At 74.8% G+C, this 18,914-nt stretch carries 20 protein-coding genes; 9 read left to right on the top strand and 11 right to left on the bottom strand.

Annotated elements, in window-relative coordinates; genetic code table 11:
- Positions 1-212: 212 nt before the first annotated feature.
- Complete coding sequence (locus tag ACWENR_RS22375) at positions 213-1,220, bottom strand: helix-turn-helix transcriptional regulator (protein WP_452278926.1); 1,008 nt, start codon at positions 1,218-1,220, stop codon at positions 213-215.
- A 107-nt stretch (positions 1,221-1,327) separates the two neighbouring features.
- Here ACWENR_RS22375 and ACWENR_RS22370 point away from each other — a divergent pair, with 107 nt between their 5' ends.
- A complete protein-coding gene (locus ACWENR_RS22370) occupies positions 1,328-1,789 on the top strand; it encodes a VOC family protein (RefSeq protein WP_452278925.1) in 462 nt (153 codons plus the stop codon).
- Between the two features lie 45 nt (positions 1,790-1,834).
- On the opposite strand, the gene ACWENR_RS22365 is transcribed toward ACWENR_RS22370, so the two are convergent.
- From ACWENR_RS22365 to ACWENR_RS22355, 3 genes are read right to left on the bottom strand one after another with little or no spacing between them, the layout of a single operon-like run.
- Entirely contained in the window at positions 1,835-2,443 is a 609-nt protein-coding gene (locus ACWENR_RS22365) for a TetR/AcrR family transcriptional regulator (protein ID WP_452278924.1), read from the bottom strand.
- A 43-nt stretch (positions 2,444-2,486) separates the two neighbouring features.
- Complete coding sequence (locus tag ACWENR_RS22360) at positions 2,487-3,170, bottom strand: ABC transporter ATP-binding protein (RefSeq protein ID WP_452278923.1); 684 nt, start codon at positions 3,168-3,170, stop codon at positions 2,487-2,489.
- Positions 3,167-4,297: an ABC transporter permease gene (locus tag ACWENR_RS22355; protein ID WP_452278922.1), complete on the bottom strand. Its 1,131-nt coding sequence runs from the start codon at positions 4,295-4,297 to the stop codon at positions 3,167-3,169. The genes ACWENR_RS22360 and ACWENR_RS22355 overlap by 4 nt, the downstream gene beginning before the upstream one ends.
- A gap of 199 nt (positions 4,298-4,496) precedes the next feature.
- Between ACWENR_RS22355 and ACWENR_RS22350 the strand changes: the two genes are divergently transcribed.
- Complete coding sequence (locus ACWENR_RS22350) at positions 4,497-5,174, top strand: DUF1028 domain-containing protein (RefSeq protein WP_452278921.1); 678 nt, start codon at positions 4,497-4,499, stop codon at positions 5,172-5,174.
- A 150-nt stretch (positions 5,175-5,324) separates the two neighbouring features.
- Positions 5,325-6,020, top strand: coding sequence for a M23 family metallopeptidase (locus ACWENR_RS22345; protein ID WP_452278920.1), 696 nt, complete (start codon positions 5,325-5,327; stop codon positions 6,018-6,020).
- Here ACWENR_RS22345 and ACWENR_RS22340 read toward each other — a convergent pair.
- Both ACWENR_RS22340 and ACWENR_RS22335 read right to left on the bottom strand, forming a co-directional pair.
- The gene (locus ACWENR_RS22340; protein WP_452278919.1) at positions 6,002-7,036 is read right to left on the bottom strand and encodes a questin oxidase family protein; all 1,035 of its coding nucleotides are present in this window, start codon (positions 7,034-7,036) and stop codon (positions 6,002-6,004) included. The genes ACWENR_RS22345 and ACWENR_RS22340 overlap by 19 nt on opposite strands.
- A gap of 94 nt (positions 7,037-7,130) precedes the next feature.
- Positions 7,131-7,670: an HXXEE domain-containing protein gene (locus tag ACWENR_RS22335; protein ID WP_452278918.1), complete on the bottom strand. Its 540-nt coding sequence runs from the start codon at positions 7,668-7,670 to the stop codon at positions 7,131-7,133.
- Positions 7,671-7,716: 46 nt separating this feature from the next.
- On the opposite strand from ACWENR_RS22335, the gene ACWENR_RS22330 reads away from it, so the two are divergent.
- A complete protein-coding gene (locus tag ACWENR_RS22330) occupies positions 7,717-8,295 on the top strand; it encodes a TetR/AcrR family transcriptional regulator (RefSeq protein WP_452278917.1) in 579 nt (192 codons plus the stop codon).
- A gap of 124 nt (positions 8,296-8,419) precedes the next feature.
- Here ACWENR_RS22330 and ACWENR_RS22325 read toward each other — a convergent pair whose 3' ends face one another.
- Complete coding sequence (locus ACWENR_RS22325; protein ID WP_452278916.1) at positions 8,420-10,003, bottom strand: carboxylesterase/lipase family protein; 1,584 nt, start codon at positions 10,001-10,003, stop codon at positions 8,420-8,422.
- 137 nt (positions 10,004-10,140) lie between these two features.
- On the opposite strand from ACWENR_RS22325, the gene ACWENR_RS22320 reads away from it, so the two are divergent.
- Complete coding sequence (locus ACWENR_RS22320; RefSeq protein ID WP_452278915.1) at positions 10,141-10,719, top strand: TetR/AcrR family transcriptional regulator; 579 nt, start codon at positions 10,141-10,143, stop codon at positions 10,717-10,719.
- Positions 10,720-10,735: 16 nt separating this feature from the next.
- On the opposite strand, the gene ACWENR_RS22315 is transcribed toward ACWENR_RS22320, so the two are convergent.
- Positions 10,736-11,554 (bottom strand): MmyB family transcriptional regulator, encoded by an 819-nt coding sequence (locus ACWENR_RS22315; protein WP_452278914.1) that lies wholly within the window; start codon positions 11,552-11,554, stop codon positions 10,736-10,738.
- Between the two features lie 128 nt (positions 11,555-11,682).
- Here ACWENR_RS22315 and ACWENR_RS22310 point away from each other — a divergent pair, with 128 nt between their 5' ends.
- Both ACWENR_RS22310 and ACWENR_RS22305 read left to right on the top strand, forming a co-directional pair.
- Positions 11,683-12,123, top strand: coding sequence for a hypothetical protein (locus ACWENR_RS22310; RefSeq protein ID WP_452278913.1), 441 nt, complete (start codon positions 11,683-11,685; stop codon positions 12,121-12,123).
- A gap of 120 nt (positions 12,124-12,243) precedes the next feature.
- Positions 12,244-12,750 carry a hypothetical protein gene (locus tag ACWENR_RS22305; protein WP_452278912.1) on the top strand — a complete coding sequence of 169 codons (507 nt, stop codon included), beginning with the start codon at positions 12,244-12,246 and terminating at the stop codon, positions 12,748-12,750.
- On the opposite strand, the gene ACWENR_RS22300 is transcribed toward ACWENR_RS22305, so the two are convergent.
- On the bottom strand, positions 12,694-13,185 hold the full coding sequence (locus tag ACWENR_RS22300; RefSeq protein WP_452278911.1) for a GNAT family N-acetyltransferase: 492 nt from the start codon (positions 13,183-13,185) through the stop codon (positions 12,694-12,696). The two genes, ACWENR_RS22305 and ACWENR_RS22300, sit on opposite strands and share 57 nt — an antisense overlap.
- A gap of 177 nt (positions 13,186-13,362) precedes the next feature.
- Positions 13,363-15,768: a glycoside hydrolase family 65 protein gene (locus ACWENR_RS22295; RefSeq protein WP_452278910.1), complete on the bottom strand. Its 2,406-nt coding sequence runs from the start codon at positions 15,766-15,768 to the stop codon at positions 13,363-13,365.
- A 171-nt stretch (positions 15,769-15,939) separates the two neighbouring features.
- On the opposite strand from ACWENR_RS22295, the gene ACWENR_RS22290 reads away from it, so the two are divergent.
- Complete coding sequence (locus ACWENR_RS22290) at positions 15,940-16,566, top strand: phosphatase PAP2 family protein (protein WP_452278909.1); 627 nt, start codon at positions 15,940-15,942, stop codon at positions 16,564-16,566.
- Positions 16,567-16,838: 272 nt separating this feature from the next.
- Here ACWENR_RS22290 and ACWENR_RS22285 read toward each other — a convergent pair whose 3' ends face one another.
- Positions 16,839-17,597: a prepilin peptidase gene (locus ACWENR_RS22285; protein ID WP_452278927.1), complete on the bottom strand. Its 759-nt coding sequence runs from the start codon at positions 17,595-17,597 to the stop codon at positions 16,839-16,841.
- A 703-nt stretch (positions 17,598-18,300) separates the two neighbouring features.
- Between ACWENR_RS22285 and ACWENR_RS22280 the strand changes: the two genes are divergently transcribed.
- Positions 18,301-18,867 (top strand): hypothetical protein, encoded by a 567-nt coding sequence (locus tag ACWENR_RS22280; RefSeq protein ID WP_452278908.1) that lies wholly within the window; start codon positions 18,301-18,303, stop codon positions 18,865-18,867.
- The last annotated feature ends 47 nt before the right edge of the window (positions 18,868-18,914 follow it).

Here is an 18,914-nt window from a genome sequence, read left to right as displayed (position 1 = left end):
CCACCCGCTACGACAAACTCGCCGTCCGCTTCGAAGCCACCGTCACCATCGCCATCATCAACCAGTGGCTCCGAGCCTTATGAAACACGGGCTAGCCGCGGCCAACACGATCGGCGTGGCGAAGCGATCAGCGCGCCGAGGTGTCGCAGCTCAGCCGGCGGACGCATGACGATGAGGGACGGGAGAACCAAGGGCCACCGCTCGGAGAACGCTCACGTACGGAGGCCGCCGCTCGCCTGCCGACCGGCGTCCGGGGCCGAGGCTCTGGTGAACCTGCGGGCGAGGTGGGCGAAGGCGTCGGTCAGTTCGTCGGGGCCGACGACTTCGATCTCGGCGTCGTAGCGGGCGACGGCGGCCGCGAGGCTGGGCCACGACCAGGAGCCGAGGGTGAGGCGGCAGCGGCCGGGGCCGGCCTCCTCGACGATGCCCTCGCGGGTGTAGCGGGCGACCGTGGTGGCGGGCAGGTCGAGGATCACCGTGCCCTGGCAGGGCCACCCGCCGCCCCCGTCACCGGCGCCACGGAACGTGCCGACGAGGTAGGCGGCGAGGTCTCCGCCGGGGAGTTCCCGCGGGGTGAAGCGCGGCCCGTTGGGGGTGCGCAGGGCGATCCGGTCGGCGCGGAAGGTGCGCCAGTCGTCGCGGTCGAGGTCCCAGGCGATGAGGTACCAGCGTCCGTCCCAGGTGACGACGTGGTGGGGTTCTACGCGGCGCGGAGGCTGGTCCGCGCGTTCCGTGCCGTAGTCGAAGCGCAGGACCTCGCGGGCGTGGACCGCGGCGCCGAGCGCCAGGAGCAGGTCGCCGTCGACCGGTGCCGCCGGTCGGGTGGTCGGCCGGTCGACGGCCGTGACCCGCAGGGTCTCGACGCGGTTCCGGAGCCGGGCGGGCATGACCTGCCGGACGGTGGCCAGCACCCGGGCCGCGGCTTCGGCGAGGCCGTCGCCCGGGGTGGTGGCGACGATCTGCAGGGCGACGGTCAGGGCGACGGCCTGCTCGTCGTCGAAGAGCAGCGGCGGTAGCTCGGTGCCGGCGCCCAGCCGGTAGCCGCCGTCCGGGCCCTTGACCGCGGCGATCGGATAGCCGAGCTCGCGCAGCCGGTCGATGTCGCGGCGGACGGTGCGCAGGCTGACGTCGAGCCGATCGGCCAGCAGCGTGCCGGGCCAGTCCCGGCGGGCCTGCAACAGCGACAACAGGGCCAGCAGCCTGGCGGACGTCTTCGGCACGGATCCGATTCTCCCCGGAGTAGGTGCCACTTCCTGGCACCTACTGCTGCGAGGGTTGGTCCCAGGCCGGACAGCACCGGTCACCCCTGGGTTACGGAGTCTTCAGCATGACCATCACCACCACCACCCACCTGAACTTCCGTGGCGACGCCCGTCGCGCGCTGGAGTTCTACCAGTCGGTGTTCGGCGGCCACCTGACGATCGTCGCGTACGGCGACTTCGGGATGCCGAAGGAGTCGCCCGACGCCGACAGGGTCGTCTTCGGCCAGGTCACCGCCGAGAACGGCTTCAGCATCATGGCCTACGACGCGCCCGGCCGGTCGCCGGCCCCGACCGCGCCGACCGGCACCACCCGCGAGAACGGCATGACGCTCACCAGCGAACGGTTCTTCGTCGCGGTCGGCGGCGAGACCGTCGAGGAGGTCGGCCTGCTGTGGGCCAGGCTCGCCGACGGCGCCGACATCATCGAGGAGTACGGCCCGTCGCGGTTCGCCCCCGGCTTCGGGATGCTCACCGACCGCTTCGGCGTCACCTGGATCCTCCAGGTCGACGCGACCCACGCCGGCTGACCCGCGCGGCGAGCAGGCACAGGCAGGCGCCCGGCCGGCGGCGGGTCAGGCCCCGGTCAGGGGGGTCAGCCCGAGGTACGGGCCGAGCAGTCGTCGCAGGCGTGCCAGCGTGACGTCCCGGGCCCCGGCCGCCTCGGTGCAGTCGGCGGGGCCGGCCGCCCGGGACGCCTGCACGATGAGGGAGTCGACCAGCTCGGCGATCGTCTCCGGCTCGGGTTCGCCGAAGTCCGCGAGCGCCTGCCGCAGGGGCACCTGGAGCCGGGCGTGGAACTCCTCCATCGGGCCGCGCAGCATGCGGGGCTCCACCACCTGCGTGAGGGCGCGCGCCACCGCCTGCTCGGAGCTGGTGAAGAGGTCGACGTTGGCCTCCACGTACGCCCAGACCCGGGTGGCGGGCGTCGGGGCCGCCGCGACCCGCGCGACGACCTGGCCCGCCCAGTCGGGGAAGACGTCGGCGACGACGGCGGCGAGCAGCTCGTCGGCGGACGTGAAGTACTGATAGACGCTGGTACGGGCGAGCCCGGCGCGGCGCCCGACCGCCGCCATGGACGGCGCCTGCGCGGACTCGGCCAGGAGCGCGCGCGCGGCGTCCAGCAGGGCACGCCGTTGCCGGGCGTGGTGCTCGGCGACGCTCGGCGCCTGGATCCGCGGCACGCGCTCCTCCTCGTGGGCAGGTCGGTCGCCCCGAGTCTATGGCTCAGACGCGGCTCTCCTCGTCGGCGGAGAGGCGGCCGTCGACCATCTTGAGCACCCGGTCGCACTGGTGCAGCACCTCGTGGTCGTGCGTGACCATGACGGTGGCGACGCCGTGGTCGTGGGCCTCGCGGGCCAGCAGCGCGACGACGTCCTGGCTGCGCTGGCGGTCCAGCGCGGCGGTGGGCTCGTCGACCAGGAGCAACTGCGGTCGGGTGACGAGGGCCCGCGCGATGCCGACGCGCTGCCGTTCGCCGCCGGAGAGCTGGTGCGGGCGCCGGTTCGCCTTGTGCGCCATGCCGACCTCGGCGAGCAGTTCCCGCGGGTCGCGCGGGTCGGCGACCCGGCCGAAGGTGAGCGGCAGGCGCACCTGGTCGAGGCTGGTGAGGGCCGGGACGAGGTTGCCGCTCTGGAACACGAACCCGATCCGCTCGCGGCGGATCGCGGTGAGCCGGCGGGGCGACAGCGCGGTGAGGTCGGCGTCGCCGAGCCGGACCGCGCCGGAGGTGGGCCTGGTGAGCGCGCCGCAGACCGCGAGCAGGCTGGACTTCCCGGCGCCGGAGGGGCCGACGATCGCGACGAGTTCCCCCGCCGCGACGTCGAGGCCGACCCGGTCGAGGGCGGTGACGGTCTCCTCGCCGTCGCCGTGCACCAGGGTGACGTCGGACAGGGACAGCACGGCGGTCATCGGTTGCCTCCGAGCGCGGCGAGCGGGTCGACGCGGGTGATCCGCAGGACGGCCACGGCGGCGCCGACCACGCCCAGGGTGAGCAGCAGGACGGCGGCGACGACGATCGGGCCGGCGTCGAGCGCGAACGGCATGGGCGTGGACGAGATGGCGGCGCCGGCCGCCACGCCGAGGGCGACGCCGGCGGCGACCGAGAGGGCGAGGAGCACCACCGACTGCACCAGGCTGTCCCGGAGCAGGTAGCGGGTGCTCGCGCCGAGCGCCCGGAGCACGGCGATCTCCTGCTTGCGCTGCACGGTGAGCACCGTGAAGAAGGCCCCCACGACGAGCGCCGAGATCGCGTAGAGGAAGCCCTGGATCAGCTGGAGCGTCGAGGTCTCGGCGGTGTAGCCGGGCGAGGCGCCGTACGCCTCCTCGCGGGTCATCGACGTGGTGCCCGCCGCCGCGTCGCCGGCCGCCAGGGCGACGTCGGCGTCGTCCTCCGCGCGGACGGCGACGGCGGTGATCTCCTGGTAGATGCGGCCGGGCGGTACGTCGCCGGCGCGCACCCCGGCCTTCACCTCCTGCCACGACCGCAGGGGCAGGTACCCGACGTCGACGTGGCCGAAGGTGTGCTGCTCGGCGAGGACGCCCACCACCTTCAGCGGGGTGCCGGCCGGTTCGACCGTGATGGTGTCGCCGACCTCGATGCCCTCCTCGGCCGCCGTGGCGCTGACGACCACCTCCCCCTCGCCGGCGAGGCGCCTGCCCTGGGCGACCTTCGGGTCGAGGAACGAGCCGACCTCGACGCCGAAGAGCGCGAGGTCGATCTCGGTCCCCCGGTCGCTGCGGCCGTTGGCGAGGGTGTTGCCGAGCGGCGCCGCCTCGGCCACGCCGGGCTGCCCGGCCCAGGTGTCGACGGCCCCGACGTCCACCACGCTGCGGGAGAACGCCGCGTCCCGGGCCACCTCGTGCTGGAAGGCGAGCGAGGTGACGGGAAGGCGTTGCAGGCCGGAGACGCCGTCGTTGACCAGCCCGACGGAGAGGCCGCTCAGGAGCACGGTGAGGACGGCGATGAGCGCCACGACGACGCCCATGAGGGCGAAGCGGCCGCGCGCGAAGGCGAGTTCGCGGAGCGCGAGGAACATGGGGTCTACCCCATCCGACAGGTAGTCGACAGCATGTCGGGAAAGATACCGACACCCTGTCGGGATGCCAAGGATCCGCGCCGTGGCGTGAAGCACCTCACGGGGCGCGCCGGCGGCTCCGCCCGTCCGTGGCCCCCGCCGCCGGACGGGCTCGCCGGCGGGGAGGCGTGCCGGGCGCTCCTCCGGGTACGCGCCGACCGTGACCTTCTCGATCGCCGCGCGGTGTCCGCGTACCGGCCAGCTCGGGGTGGGGGCGCTGACGGCCGGGCCGGCGGTCGGCAAGCTCGTCGCGCACGTCCACTCCGGCGTCGGCGCGGCGACCACTCAGGCCACCTGCAACCCCTTCCTGGCGTACGACGGCCTGCCGCCGCTCGGCGACGGCCGCGCGCCACGGGACGTCCTGACCGAGCTGCTCGCCCGGGACCCGGGCCGCGAGGTGCGGCAGGTCGGCATGGTCGACACCCAGGGCCGCTCGTACGCCTTCACCGGCTCGCGCGCCGCCGGCTGGGCGGGACACCACACCGGGCCGGGGTACGCGGCGCAGGGCAACCGCCTGACCGGCCCGGAAACCCTCGCGGAGATCGTCCGGGTGTTCGAGGACAGCCCGGAACTCGACCTGGCGGAGCGGCTCGTGCTGGTCATCGAGGCCGGCGAGGCGGCCGGCGGCGACCGGCACGGCGCACGGTCGGCGACCGTGACGGTGACCTGCGACCAGCCGTACCCGCTCTGGGACGTGCGGGTCGACGACGCCGACGATCCCGCCCGGGAGCTGCGCCGACTGCACGGCGTCTTCCGGGAGCAGGTGGTGCCGACCGTCCAGCGGCTGCCCACCCGCCAGGACCCCATGGGCGAGGCCGCCCGGCAGGCGCTCGGGTAGCCCGCCAGGGCTTGCGCCGCTGTGCCAGGGTCGCCGGTAGTGCGGGGACGACCTCGCCGCGCCATCCTCCGTTGGTGTCGGAGGCCCGCGGCACGACTGCGGGAGACGCGCGCGGCGCCCGCGAGCAGGCGACCCGGAAGGACCTCCGCGATGGCCACACCCGACCACGTCGTGCTCTCGCTGCCGTTCGACGGCACGTGGCTGGCGCGCAACAGCCCGGCGCGACGGGTGCCGAGCCACGGCACCCACCTGTTCGCCACGACGTACGCCATGGACTTCGTCGCCGTGTCGGGGCGGCGCACGGCGACCACGCGGGACTGGCGCACGCTGTTCGCCACCGAGCCGGTGGAGCGGTTCCTCGCGTACGGCCGGCCCGTCCTCGCGCCCGCCGCCGGCCGGGTGGTGTCGGTCCACGACGGCGAGCCGGACCTCGTGGCGCGCCGGTCGCCGCCCGCCCAGGTGCGGTACGCCCTGACCCAGGCGGCCCGGGTGCGCGGGGGCGCGGGCGCCATCGCCGGCAACCACGTGATCCTCGAACTGGCCGACCGGGCCGGGTACGTGGTGCTGGCGCACCTGCGCGCCGGCTCGATCCGCGTCGACGTGGGCGAGTCCGTCGCGGCCGGCCAGGAGCTGGGCGACTGCGGCAACTCGGGCAACTCCGTCCAACCGCACCTGCACATCCAGGTCATGGATGCCGCGGACCCGTTCACCGCGCGCGGGCTCCCGATGTCCTTCCGGGACTACCGGGTGTGGCGCCGACCCGGCGGGCCGCCGGTCGCGGTCGAGCGGGGCGTGCCCGGCGAGTCGGAGATCGTCGAACGGCGCCGTCAGTCCGCGGCGATCTGATCCGTCGACTCGGCGGCGATGGCCAGGATCTCGGCGCTGCCGCTGCGGGCGTACGTGTCCATCGCGGTGTCGACGAACTTGATGGCGTGGGCGTCGCCGGTGTCCGTGGCGCGGCGCATGACCTCGTCGGCGTCGGGCGCGGAGCCGGGGCGCGGAGCGGGCCGGCCCTCCGCGGGGGCGAAGGCGGCGGTGACGGCGGCCGTCGCGGCCCAGGCGGCGGCGAGGCTCGGCGCCCAGAGCGTCTCCGGCAGAGCCGGCAGCGTGCGCAGGACCGCGTTCGGCGCGGTGGCCGCGTGCACGAGCATGACGGGGCTGGCGTATCCGTGCGTGCCGTGCCGCACGACGGCCGCGTCGACGATGCCGGCGAGCCGGGCCGGCACGTCGTCACCGTCGCGGCCGGGCACGGCGCCGGCCGCCGCCGACCACTGCGGCAGGTCGGCCAGTTGGGCGAGGCGGGCGCGGATGCCGGCCCGCTGGTCGGGCACGCGGGGCACCGCGTCGAGCGCCGAGCGGGGGTCGGTCGTCCGGTACGGCCCGGTGCCGGGCGCGGCGAGCGGCTGCCACCGGGCGGCCCAGTACGCCAGCCCCTGGCCGAGCTCGGCGACGCGCGGCTCGGTCTCCTCGTCGAGCAGGGCGCGGACGGCGTGCCCGACGCGGATCACGCCGTGGGTGGCGCCCGCCGCGATGCCGGGGAGCAGGCGTGGCCACCACCGGGTGAGCACCTCACGCCAGTGCTCGTCGGCCAGTTCACGCTCGAAGTAGTTGAGCCAGTCGCCCGTGCGTACCGGGTCGCCGAGCGGGTCACGCCACTCGTCCACGGGGATGGACCGGATGCCTCGCGGCCGGTCCTCCATCCGGTCCGCGTAGGAGTCGAGCCACCGGTGGGCGGCCTCCCCGTGACCGCGGTGCACCAGCGCCTCCACGGCCATCGGGGCGTGGTTGGACAACCAGCCGTTGCGCTCCGGGCCGGTGTGCCGAACCCGTTCGTACGCCTCGTCGAGCATCGAGCCTGTCATGCCGAAGACGTTAAAATCTCAAGTTCGGTTGAGGTCAAGAGCGAAAGTTCGGCGCTCAAAGGAGCGGTCGTGGCGCAGGACGCAACCGCTGTCGTCACGGATGCGGTCGCGGGGCCAGGATCCGGGCCACGGCGTGACACGCGCCGATGGCCAGTGGCAGCAGCAGGGTCGCGCTGGCTGCCGCGCCGCCACCCGACCGGGGCACGCCGGCCGCGCGCAGGCGCCGCCAGGCCCACAGCGAGAACGGGGCGACGACCAGCGGCGCGGTGACCACGCCGGGGGTGTATCCCCGGAAGGCCACGGCCTGGGCCACGTGCGCGCCCGCGTGCAGGCCGAAGCCGGCCAGGGCCGCCTGGTAGAAGCCGCTGCGCCCACCGGTGCGGGCGCCCCGGGCCGCGGCGGCGGTCATCACGACGCCCATCGCGCCGATGGCGATGCGTGCCTGCGCCGGGCTGACCCTCAACTGGTCCCAAACCCGGTCGGGCACCTGGGGGAAGCGGGCCCGCAGGCGCGGCCGGGCCCGGTCGAGCCAGCCGCCCATCGTGGCGACCTCCTCGACGTCGTGGATCACCCAGGCCGCCAGCAGCCCCCAGGTGGCCGCTGCGGGGAGGGCGCCGTTCGTCTGCGCTGTCATGGCCATATAATTTACAATACAGGTCGTAAAGAAAAGAGGATGTGACGTGGCCAACGAGCGAGGCCGGCCCCGGCGGCCGGAGACCGACGCGGCGATCCTGCGCGCCACCCTGGAGTTGCTCCGCGACGGCGGCTACCGCGCGCTCTCCATCGAGAAGGTCGCCACGCGCGCCGGCGTGACCCGGCCGACCGTCTACCGCCGCTGGCCCGACAAGCCCGGCCTGGTCGTCGACGCCCTGGCCGAGGCGGTGCCCGTCGCGCCCGCCCCGGACACCGGCGACACCCGCACCGACCTGCACCACGTGGCACGCGGCCTCGTCGACCGGCTCGCCGGCCTGGCGCCGGTGATCCTCGGCGTGCTCGCCGACAGCGTCGGGCGCGACGACCTGGCCGCGCCGCTGCGGGACCGGTACCTGAGCCCCCGCCTCCGCACCGTCACCGACGTCGTCGACCGCGGCATCGCCCGCGGCGACCTGCCCCCCGGCACCTCGCCGGCCACCGCGCGCGACCTCCTCGCCGGCCCGCTCGTCTACCGGTGGCTGGTCAACGGCACCCTGACGGACGCCGACGTCCACGAACTGGCCGACGCCGCCTGGCGGGCGCTGACCGCTCCGGCCGACGCCTGACGCCGGCCGAGCCGCCGGAGCCGGCGCGGGACCGTGCTGAGCGACCGCTGACGGCGGGCCGCCGGGAGACGCGCGGCGGCCCCGGCGCGCCAGGCGCCGGGGCCGCTCCGACGGACGTACGGGATCAGCTCAGGTCGGACCAGAAGGCGTACCGGTGGTCGCGGGTGAACTCGGTCGGCTCCCAGCGGCCCGAGGTGAGCGACTGGACGTGCGGGCGGCGCTCGGTGAACCGCCGCCAGCCGCCGTCACGCCCGCCGTTGGGGTCGCCGTCCTCGGCGAACCGGGTCCAGGCGGCGACCAGCCGGTCGGCGAGCCGGCCCTGCGCCTCGGTGAGCGCGGGGAAGAGCGCCATGTCGAACTGGTAGGCCAGCTCGGCCATGTGCTGGGCCCGCCACGGGAAGCTCGGCTCGTCGTAGCCCACGAACCACGGCGTCTCCTCCTCGGCGAACTCGAACATGAACGTCTTCGTCCACCTCGACAGCAGCTTCGCGGTGTCGTAGGTCGGCTTCGCCCAGTTCCGGTCGGTGTCGATGGCCGACAGCGCCAGCCCGGCCGAGTTGCCGTACGCCGACAGCGGGTAGCGGGCCAGGATCGCGTCGGCGTGGGCGCCGTACTGCGGGTGTTCGCGGACCGTCGGCTCGTACGCCTCGGCGGGGATGGGCTTCCCGCCCGGGGTGACCTCCAGGCCGCCGTACCTGCCGTTCTCCTCGTCGTGGTTGACGCCGACGAGGACGGGGACGCGGTGGAACCGGCCGGTGCGGAACGCCTCCGCCGGGCTCAGCGGCAGCAGCGGCGTGCCGGAGACCGGGCGCGGCTCGCCCCACGGCCCGTACGCCGCCAGCAGCTCGGCCACCGTAGTCTCGGACGACCGCAGGCACGCGGCCACGTCGGCGGCGACGTCGCAGCCGACCGCCCTGATCACGGCGGCGCTGTCGGCCTCGGCCTCGGCGCGGGTACGGGAGCCGCCGGTGGCGCAGGGCGCGCTCTGGACGACCGCCCGGTCGAACAGGCCCGCCGACGCCGGCGAGGCGAGGTGGTCGCAGACCGCGTAGCCGCCGCCGGACTGGCCCATGATCGTGACGTTGCCGGCGTCGCCGCCGAACCGGTCGATGTTGGACCGCACCCAGCGGAGCGCGGCCTGCTGGTCCTCCAGGGCGAAGCTGCCCGAGCCGTACGCCGAGCCGGCGTCGAGCGCCGGGTGGGTCAGGAACGACATGACGCCGAGGCGGTAGTTCATCGACACCACGACGGCGTCGGCGGCGAGGCGGTCCGGCCCGTACATGTCGCCGGTGCCGTACATCAGGTCGCCGCCGTGGATCCACACGATCACCGGCAGGTCGTCGCCACGGCGGGTGGGCGTGGTGACGTTCAGGTAGAGGCAGTCCTCCGCCTCGCCGGGCACCCCGACGGGCAGGCCGACGGGCTGGGCGCAGCCGGGGCCGGGGCGGGTGGCGTCGCGTACGCCGGTCCAGGGCGCGGCGGGGGCGGGCGAGGCCCAGCGGCCGGGCGGCGCGGCGTACGGGATGCCCTGGAACGACCGCCGGCCGTCGTGGACGGTGCCGCGGACGGCGCCCTGGTCGGTGGTGACGACGGCGGGATCGCCGCGCACGGCGGAGGCCGGGGCGGCGACGCCGATCGAGACGGCGGCCAGCGCGGCGGCGGCCAGGCACGCGAGGGCGCGCTTGCGGGGTCGGGCGGGGATGTCCACGGTGGCTCTCCTGTCGGGTGGGGCGACCGGACCGGTCGTGCCGAGAACCGTAGGACAGATTTGGGCGATCGCGCAAGACGCTCGCCTAAGGCGATCGCCTGAGACGTACGCCCCAACGGGTTGCTACCCTGTCGACCATGGGAAACCGGGAAGCGCTCCTCGCCGGCGCCAGGACCTGCCTGCTGGAAAAGGGCTTCGACCGCACCACCGTGCGCGACATCGCCACCACCGCCGGCGTGAGCATGGCCGCGATCGGCTACCACTTCGGCTCGCGCGAGAACCTGCTGTTCCAGGCCCTCTTCTCGATCCTCGACGAGTGGGGCGACGTGGCGGGACGGGCGCTCGTCCCCGCCGACGCGCCCGACCTCGACCCCGCCCAGGCCTACGAACGGATGTGGGACGAACTGCTCGCGCAGGCCCGCGCCCACCCGAAGATGTGGCTCGTCTCGATCGACCTGTTCCTGCGGGCGCAGCGCCAGCCCGACCTGCTGCCGCAGCTCACCGAGGGCATGCGGCAGGGGCGCAGCGGCATGGCGGCAATCCTGGAGAGCGTCCCCGAGGCCGAGGTGCCGGAACGCTCCGTGCGCACCCTCGGCATGGTCCAGCTCGCGCTGATGTCCGGCGTGATCATGCAGACGCTCTCCGACCCCGACAACCCCGTCACCGGCGCCGACGTGGTCGCCGGGCTGCGCGCGCTGGCGAAGATCACCGGCTAGTCCTGCTCCGTGCCGGCTACGACCCGTGCCGGGCGGCCAGCGCCCGCAGGACGTCGGCGGTGAACTCGTCGAGCGGGTAGAACAGCTCGATCGCCAACTCCGACAACGTCACGTCGGCCGGAGCGCCGAAGGTGGCCATGGTGCTGAACATCGACAGCTCGCCCTGCGGCGTACGGACCCGCAGCGGCACCTCGATCGGGCTCGACCGGTGCGCGGGACCGTCAGCGTCGCCCGGGGCGGGCGCCTGGGGCGCCGGATACCGGCTCACCTCTTCGTAGAGGTCGCGTAGTCGGACGTCGGCGGTGGCGGCCACCTGGCGGGCCAGTCGGTCGAGGAGCAGCGTACGGACCTGATCGAGGTTGACCAGCCGCGGAGCCAGCCCGTCGGGGTGCAGCACCAGCCGGTAGACGTTGGGCCCGGACTCCAGCAGGTGCGGCGGCAGGCCGTCCATGAGGACGGGCATGGCGCGGTTGCCGGCCAGCACGTTCCAGCAGCGGTCGACCACCACGGCCGGGTACGGCTCGTGCGTGGTCAGCATCGTCCCGAGCGCCGACCGGATCGACGCCATGCCCTGGTCGTCCAGGCTGCTCTCCCGGTACTCGGGGGCGTAGCCGGCGGCCAGCAGCAGCGTGTTGCGTTCCCGCAGCGGGACGTCCAGGGCGCCGCACAGGCGCAGCACCATCCGCCTGCTCGGCCGCGCCCGGCCGGTCTCCAGGCACGACAGGTGCCGCGCCGACGTGTCGGCCAGCAGGGCGAGCGCCAGCTGGCTGAGACGACGGCGCTGCCGCCACTGCCGCAGCAGCGTCCCCACCCGACCCGGCTCCCCACCGTCCATGGGCGACAGGTTAGCCCGGCGTGATCAACAGGGGCCATGACCTCGGAGGTCATTGAGTTCGTGCCCTGCGGGGGTGATCGTCGTGCCGGCGGCTCGTCCCGGGCCGCCGGCGAACAGAGGAGACCTGCGTGAGCATCCCGATGGCCACCGGAGCCGGACGACGCGCCGTACCGGCCGCCGGCGGATCCGACCTGCTGCTGCGCCGCAGCCTGCGGCTCGACGGCTACGGCACGGCCGTCTTCGGCCTGGTCATGTTGGTGGGCGGTAGGTGGCTCAGCGGTCCGCTGGGCCTGCCGGGCGTCTGGTTCGTCCCGATCGGTGGCGCCATGCTGGTCGGAGCCGCCGCGCTCGTGGTGATCGCCCGGCGGCCACGGATCCCCGCGCGCTCGGCCAACACCGCTGTCGCGGTCAACGTCCTGTCCGGCGTGCTCATGCTCCCCGTCGCCTTCGCGGGCGTCCTGCCGCTCACCCGGCTCGGCGTCGCCTTCCTGCTCGCCGGGGCGGCCTGGGTCCTCACCTTCGCCGCGCTCGCGTCCGCCGGTCAGCGTCGCGCGGGACAACTGTCATGAAGCTGGTCGTGTGTCGTCGCGGGCCCGGCGCGATCCGCCGGCCCGCCGTGTCGTTGATCCGGTTGAGCCCGCCCCCACCTGCGACGACGGTGGGGGCACCGACCGTGAGGAGGCACGCCGATGACCCGTCAGCGCGAGACCGTGGAGGTCGACCCGGTCCTGTTCCGTGCCGTCTACGACTCGCCCGCGTCGCTGCCCGGCGCGCACCGGTGGACGACGCCCGAGTCGGACGTACGGCGGATCGAGAAGCTGCTCGGCATGCCGCTGCGCAGCATCGGCGCCCCGCTCTGGGTCAGCGGCGACGAGCCGGACTGCCCGAAGTGCGGCCGGCGCGTCAACTGGTACGACATCGTCTCCTCGGCGCTCTCCGGCGTGCACGACCGGATGATGATCGCGACGGTCATCCTCGGCGATCGCAAGTACGTCAACACCGAGGTCCCGGACGCGATCGCCGGGGTCCGCTGCTCCGACTGCCGCACCACGATCGAGGGGCTGCGCAGCTTCAAGTGCCACAACTGGGCGTACGCCTTCGAGGCGCTGGAGGCCGTCCGGCAGCGGATGTCCGGCGTGTCAGTCGTCGGCCGTCAGGTCGCGGACGAACCGCAGGCCGGGGCGCCCGTCGAGTGACAGCTCGCCGACCCGGGTGAAGCCGGTGCGCCGCAGCACCGCGAGCGAGCCGGCGTTGTCCACGGTCACCTTGGCGGTCAGCCGACGCAGCCCGTACGCGCCACGGGCCAGCGCGGCGACGCGGCGTACGCCGTCGGTCGCCACCCCGCGCCCGGCGGCCCGCTCCGCCACCCGGTAGCCCAGCTCGGCCTCGCCGTCGACGACGTCGACCAGGTTGAACCTGCCCAGCACCGTGCCGTCGGCGTCGACCAGGACGTGGAAGTGGCACACGCCGGCCTCCTGCTCGGCGAGCAGCCCCGCGTGCCGCGCGTCGAAGTCGGCGAAGTACGCGTCGCCCCGGTCCGGCACCGACCGGGCGAACCACTCCCGGTTCTCCAGTTCGAAGCGCAGCACGGCGGCGGCGTGGTGGGCGGCGAGACGCTGAAGATCGAACACCGCGCCACCGTAGCCAGGGCGGACCCGCGACCGCCTCCGGGTTTCCGCCGCGCTCAGCGCTCGCCGGTCCAGCGGCGGCGGGCGGCGCTCTTCCGCGAAGCGGCGGCGGGCGCGACCGGCGGCGCTCTTCGACAAAACGGCGGCGCGGCGGGCGGCGCGCGGGGGTGAGCCGCGCGTTCAGCGCTCGCCGGTCGAGCGGCGGGTGGGGCGGCGGCCGGGTGGGGAGGGCGGCTCCGGGCCGGGCTCGGGCACCTCGGGCATCGGTCGGGCCACCGGCCCGGCGCCGGTGACCCGGACCGGTTCGCCGTGATGCCACAGCTCGATGCCGGTCTCCGGGCCGGCGTCGGGCAGCTCGTAGCGGGCCTCGTCGCGGGTGAGGGTGACCCGGAGCCGGTGGCCGTGCCAGCGCAGGTGGAACGCCAGCCGGTCGATCGCCGCCGGCAGCCGCGGATCGAAGGAGAGCACGCCCCGGTCGTCGCGCATCCCGCCGAAGCCCTGCACCAGCGCCAGCCAGGCCCCGGCCAGCGACGCCAGGTGCAGCCCGTCGCCGGTCTTGTCGCCCAGGTCCGCCAGGTCCTGGAGCACCGACTCGGCGAAGAGGTCGTACGCCAGGTCGAGGTGCCCGACCTCGGCGGCGAGCACCGCCTGCGGGGAGGCCGACAGCGACGAGTCCCGGACGGTCCGCGCCTCATAGTAGGCGAAGTTGCGCGCCTTCTCGTCGGCCGTGAACTCCCCCGGGCAGCGCTGCATGGCGAGCACCAGGTCGGCCTGCTTGACCACCTGCCGGCGGTACAGCTCCAGATAGGGAAAGTGCAGCAGCAGCGGGTAGTCGTCGTCGGAGGTGCCCGCGAAGTTCCACTCCGGCTGCGCGGTGAAGCCCGCCGCCTGCTGGTGCACCCCGCGCTTGCGGTCGTACGGCACGAAGAGCGCGTCGGCGGCGGCGCGCCAGCCGGCCACCTCGGCGGCGTCGACGCCGAGCCGGGCCGCCGCCTCGGGGTGCCGCTGCGCGGCGTCGGCGGCGCCGCGCAGGTTGCGCCGGGCCATCAGGTTGGTGAAGACGTTGTCGTCGACCAGGGCGGAGTACTCGTCGGGGCCGGTCACGCCGCGCAGGTGGAAGGTGCCCGAGTCGGACCAGTGGCCGAAGCCCTGCCACAGTCGCGCCGTCTCCACCAGCAGCTCCAGCCCGGCCCCGGCGTCGAACTCCTCGTCGCCGGTGGCCGCCACGTAGCGCAGCACCGCATCGGCGACGTCGGCGTTGACGTGCAGCCCGGCGGTGCCGGCGGGCCAGTAGCCGGAGCACTCCCGGCCGCCGATGGTGCGCCACGGGAAGGTGGCCCCGGCCAGCCGCAGCTCCGCCGCGCGCTCCCGGGCCTCGGGCAGGTGGGCGTGCCGCCAGCGCAGCGCCGACCGCGCCAGCGGCGGGGCGAGGTAGGTCAGCACGGGCAGCACGTAGCCCTCGGTGTCCCAGAGCACGTGCCCGTCGTAGCCGTTGCCGGTCAGGCCCTTGGCGGGGATGGTGCGGTCGCCGTCGGCCCGGCCCGCCTGGAGCAGGTGGAACACCGAGAACCGGATGGCCTGCTGGAGTTCGTCGTCGCCGTCGAGCTGCACGTCGGCCGTCCGCCAGGCGTCGTCCAGCGCCGCGCGCTGGCCGGCGAGCAGCGCCTCGAAGCCCTCCGCGCGGGCCGCCCCGGCCTCGGCGACGGCCAGCCCCGCCAGCTCCTGCGGGGGCGTCGCGTCCACCGTCGCGCACTCGTAGGCGGCGAACTTGGTCAGCCGTACCGCCTCGCCGGCGCGCAGCGTGCCGGTCAGGGTGAGGCGCAGCCGGTCCGGCGAGCAGTCGACGCCCGTGGCGAAGCCGTCCGGGGCCCGCACGTCGTGCGCGACGGCGACGGCCACCCGCTGCCCGCTGCGCTCGGTGCGGTGCACGAGGACCCCGTCGTGCCCGTCCGAGTGGCGGTACTCGGCGGTCAGCGGGTCGGTGATCACCGACGCGGCGCGGGGGTCGTCGGAACGCTCCGGCACCCGCTCGTTGGCGAGCAGGTCGGCGCAGACCCGCACCTCGACCGTCCCGTCGAGCGGCTCGACGGTCCACCGCACGGCGGCCACCGGGCGGCGGGGCAGCGAGACCAGCCGGACGCTGCGGACGCGTACGCCGTGCCCGGCCGGGGAGACCCACTCGGTGTGCCGCTCGACCACCCCGGCACGCAGGTCGAGCACCCGCTCGTGGGTGCGCAGGGTGCCGGTGCGTACGTCCAGCGGCTCGCCGTCGACCCAGAGGCGGATCAGGGCGGCGTTCGGCGCGCTGATCACCGTGTCGCTGAACTGTGGGAACGCGTACCCGTCCTCCGGGTAGGTCAGCTCCCGCCGCTCGTGGAAGCCGTTCAGGTAGCTGCCCGGCATCCCGTACGGCGTGCCCTCGTCCAGGTTGCCGCGCCAGCCCACCCAGCCGTTGCCCAGCGCGAAGATCGACTCGGTCTCGGCGAGCCGGTCGAAGTCCGCCTCCGTACGCCGGATCCGCCAGGCCTCGTCGTCCCCCGTTCCGCGCGCGGTCGGCGGTCGATCGGCGGTGGGGGTGTCGGGCACAGCGCCTCCAGGGGATCCGGCGGACCGGGTCAATCGTGGCAGACCGGGCTGAGAGGTCGCTGAGACGAAAGTCGGGGTCCCGGCCCGACCAACGCACACTGCGTCCGGCTTCCAGGTGTTCCAGGGTTGTCCGCGAGGTAAACCCGGTAAGAACGATTGGTGAGGTGAATCATGGTTGATGCGGACGTTCCGGAGATCAGCGTCAAGTGGTACCAGGACATCGTCGACTTCGCCGCCGACACCCCGCAGCCGGTGCAGTGGTTCGCCGAGCACTTCACCGAGGGCGCGATCCTCCTGCTCGGCGCGCTGTGGCTGGTCGCGGCCGTCTCGCGGCTCGGAACCGGGCCGCGCGGCTGGGCGTACGCCCTGATGTCGCCGGTGGCGGTCGTCCTCGCGTACGGGTGCAGCGAGGCCCTGAAGGTCATGGTGGACCAGGAGCGTCCCTGCCGGACCGTCGTCACCGAACTCGCGATCGTCGCGGGCGAGTGCCCGCCGACGGGCGACTGGTCCTTCCCGAGCAACCACTCCACGATCGCGGGCGGACTGGCCGTGGCGACGCTACTGCTCTCCCGCCGGGTCGGCTGGGTCGCCCTGCCACTGGCGGCGCTGGCCGCGTTCTCCCGCACCTTCGTCGGCGTCCACTACCCGCACGACGTGATCGCCGGCCTCCTGCTCGGCGCCGCCCTCACCGCACTGCTTCTTCCGCTGCTGGCCCGCCCCACCGCCGGGCTCCTCCAACGCCGCGCCCACCGCGCCGAACGCCCCGTCCCCGACCGCACCCCCACCGCCCGCCACTAACCCCGCATCCCGCCCCCCGCTCACCCCCTCGCGCCTCCCGCCTCCCGCCTCGCGCCTCGCGCCTCGCGCCTCCCGCCTCGCGCCTCGCGCCTCGCGCCTCGCGCCTCGCGCCTCGCGCCTCGCGCCGGCGATCTTGCACTTTCTGCCCCGACAGAGGGGGCAAATAGCGCATATCGAGGGCCGAAAGTGCAAGATCGCCGATCAGGGCGAGGCGAGGGCGAGGCGAGGGCGAGGCGAGGGCGAGGCGAGGGCGGGGCGGGGCGAGGGGGGGATCAGGGGAGGAGGGCGAGGGTGGTGACTGTGGCCAGGGCGAGGAACGGGCCGAAGGGGAGGTGACTGCGCCAGCCGACGCGGCGGGCCGCCAGGAGCGCGACGCCGACCACGCCGGAGAGCAGCAACGCGAGCAGCAGGCCAGCGACCGGGACGGCCCAGCCGTACCAGCCCAGCAGCGCGCCGACACCGAGCGCCAGTTTGGCGTCGCCGAGGCCGAACCCGCGCCGCCCGAGCAGCAGCGTGGTGGTGGCGAAGAAGAGCGCCAGCGTGACGCCCGCCCCGGTGGCCCGCAGCCAGGGTCCCGGCCCGGCGCCGGCCAGCGCGGCCACGCCGAGCAGCAGCCACGTCCCGGCCGCGGCGGGCCAGGTGAGCCGGTCGGGCAGCCGGTACACCGCCGCGTCGACGAAGGCCAGGGGGATCGCCCAGCCGAGCCACCAGGCGGTGGCGGCCAGCACGGCGGCGGGTGGCCCGAGCAGCAGCAGCACGCCGACCGCCGCCACCACCGCGAGTTCCACCGTGCCGGGCGGCGGCCCGACGCGCGCGTGGCACCGCCCGCACCGGGCCGCCGGGCCGAGCGCCGGCCACGGCCGGGCCAGCCCGATCGGGGCGCCGCAGGCGTCGCACCCGGCCCGGTCCGGCACCCCCGGCGGTACGGCGTGCCGAAGCACGGCGAGGCGGAGCACCGGACCGAGGGCGAGGACCGCCCCCACCCGCGCGGCACGGGAGGCGACCGGCGGCTCGCTCGGCTCCGCCGCCACCCGCGCGGCACGGGAGGCCACCGGCGGCCCGGTCCGCTCCGCCGCCACCCGTCGTCCGGTCAGCGCCACGACCACGCCTCCGACCCGATCTCGCCGAGACGCCGGACCTGGTCGCCGGCTGCGGGGAGGCCGTCGGCGTACGACACGGAGGGTGACGCCGCCCGCGCCGACACGTAACGGGCGGAACGGCCCGGGCCCCTGCCCCGGAACGCGGGGCGACGCGCGCGGAAATGGCACTCACGCATGCGCGGGAATCCCACGTTGGCGCAATATCGAGGCAATCCGAGGGGGGACGGATCGGACCAGACGCCGCGTCCGGGGCATTCGTCGGCGATCATTCCGGCAATCCGCTCGGCGAACACACTCACGCCGCTCCGACTTTCCCACGAACGCCGCGCGCCTCGGCCGCTCGACCCACGAACTCCGCCCTCCGCCACCCGCCCCACCACCTGTCATCACCTAACGTATCGAATCGAATTGCCCCTGTTGTATCGGCGAACGTCAGCCTATGCTCGCCCCTTGGGTGCGGTGCAACCCCGCTCGGACGAATCAACAATATGATCCAGGACTTGCATTTGTAGAGATCCATAACGGCGAATGCAGGCGGCGCTTCACGAGGGTCCGGACAATCCCGTCCGGCCGCGCCGCCGCATGCCCGACGACCGGCACTCCGGTCGGCGGACGGCCACCGAGGAGGCACAACGTGCGCGGACGGCAACTCGGCCGACGGGCAACCAGCCTGCTCGCCATCGCGGCGGTCGGAGCGACCACGGCCTGCGGCGCCGATCCGGCGTCGACCGCGGGGACGGTCCCCGCCGCGAGCGCGCCGGTGCCGACCCACTCCGAGGCCGACGAACGGGCGGCCAGGGAGGCGGCGCTGGCCGCGTACGCCGGATATCTCGCCGCGTCCCGCACGGCGAGCGGGCGCAGCGACCCTCACCACCCGGACCTGGCGCGGTTCCTCGCCGACCCGCTGCTGACCCGGGTCCGGCTCTCCATCCGCGAGGCGAAGGAGCACGGCGCGATGCGTACCGGCACGTTGGTGTCCGACCCCACCGTGACGTCGGTCAGCCTGGATTCCAGCCCGCCCACCGTGGAGATCCAGGACTGCCTCGACGCAACCCGCTACCGCCTCGTCTACGCCAGGAACAAGCGGGTCGTACCCGGCACCGGCGGGACCCGGCACCTGGCCACCGCGACCGCCACCCGTTACCCCGACGGTCGCTGGCTGATCAGCGCCGGCGCCGCCCACGAGGACCTGCCGTGCTGACCTGGGGAGGAAGGGCCGCCCCGACCCCCGCGCCGACCGGGGCCGGG

Source organism: Micromonospora sp. NPDC004336, assembly GCF_053602615.1.
Note: the sequence above shows the minus strand (reverse complement) of the source record. Positions and strands in the feature narration are given on the sequence as shown.